The organism is Allomesorhizobium camelthorni (genome assembly GCF_011045125.1).
GTDB classification, from domain to species: domain Bacteria; phylum Pseudomonadota; class Alphaproteobacteria; order Rhizobiales; family Rhizobiaceae; genus Allomesorhizobium; species Allomesorhizobium camelthorni.
In genome coordinates this window covers 1-1,468 of the sequence record NZ_JAAKZF010000240.1, presented here as the reverse complement: position 1 = coordinate 1,468, position 1,468 = coordinate 1, and the positions used below count along the sequence as shown (strand labels likewise).

Here is a 1,468-nt window from a genome sequence, read left to right as displayed (position 1 = left end):
AGTGTAGGCAAACCCAACTGGAGAGGTTGGATCGCGAGCGTGTGTCGATCGTCTATGCACAGTGACGTCGGGTTGCCATTCAAGGATGCATCCAGGCTCGACGCCAGTCCTGGAAGGTCTATTTCCGCTCTGTCCCACCCACTGCTCGCGAAGAGACGTTCGCCGCGAGCACCGATGATCAGCACGGCTTGCGACCCATGCGAGGCTGCAGCCATCGCGGCTTTCACTTCGAGCGTCTTGCCTATGCAAGAGAGATGCGCCTCCTGCAAACCGAGGATGAGCGGATATAGATTCCGCAGCAACCGGATGCTCTCGACCGAGTATTGACCGTGTGTACGTTCGAGGAATAACCCCAGCGTCGATCCGCAAAACCAGGGCAGAAGAATGCCGACTTCATCCGTGATGCCGATCATCGGGTTGAAGACCTTGATAAAGGTCCCATCATAGTCCAGCGACGCCACATCATGAAGCGTGACCACACCGTACTGCCGGCTCCCCGCCCAGTACCGCAGAAACGGATCAAACTGGTAGTAGCTCGACAGATACAAGTCCCGACAGTCGTCCGGCACGCCCTCGCTAAAGAAAAATTCTGGGCTCACACCATCGAAATACCCGATAGCTATGCGGCGATCCCAGTCCAAGAGCATCGCAAGGAGACGAAGGAGACGATCATGAAAAACGGCGCTCCCTACCGCGCGTGCCGTTTCTCCCAAAGTGATGGCCAGCGACAGACCGCTTGCGTTAACAATCCCAAGCATGACTACCTTGCTCTTCGCTGAATTATCGCTTTCTGCCGGCGATAATCTATCGCACATTGAGTATCTCGCAGAGGACGACGAGAGAATAGAAAATTGCCGTTTGACCTCTGTCCGAAGCGACAACTTCTAGATGTCGCTGTCTTTCTTCGTCAGAAGCGTCTTGATTTGGCTTTAAAGCCTTAATCGACAGGGCGTCGCCTGCCAGCAGTTTCTTGACGTGCTCCCTGTTTTGTCTGCATCTATAAGTTAGCTCTAATCACGGTTGAACTGCTCCCCATTTTGTATTGCCAGAGACATCAAGTTCCGGAGGGCAGCCATCAGAAATACTCTATTATTTGGTTGCAGCCTGAGAGAACACCTGCATAACGACCACGCCGCTAACAATCATAGCAATGCCAATGATTGCTGCCATATCCAACACCTGTCGGAAGATGACCACGCTGATAGCCGCGGTAAGTACGATGCCGAGACCTGACCATATGGCATAGGCAACACCGAGTGGCATGCTTTTCAGGGCTTGCGACAGGAACCAGAACGATACCCCGTACAAGGCGATGAAAGTCAGTGTAGGCGCCATTTTTGTAAACTGTTGGGACTTCTGCAGAAAAGTAGAGCCCGTGACCTCGAATAGGATCGCGAGGCCGAGGCAGGAGTAGGCGACAAGAGCGCTTCTCACTGCCTTGTCGATTCATGATTGTCGGAAGCTCCAA

2 protein-coding genes are annotated in these 1,468 nt (G+C 53.3%); both read right to left on the bottom strand.

Going from position 1 to position 1,468, the window contains the following annotated elements; all coding sequences use genetic code 11:
- On the bottom strand, positions 1-758 hold a 758-nt coding region (locus G6N73_RS35590), incomplete at its 3' end, for a hypothetical protein (protein ID WP_165034528.1).
- Between the two features lie 331 nt (positions 759-1,089).
- Entirely contained in the window at positions 1,090-1,434 is a 345-nt protein-coding gene (locus G6N73_RS35585) for an SMR family transporter (RefSeq protein ID WP_165034527.1), read from the bottom strand.
- Positions 1,435-1,468: the final 34 nt, after the last annotated feature.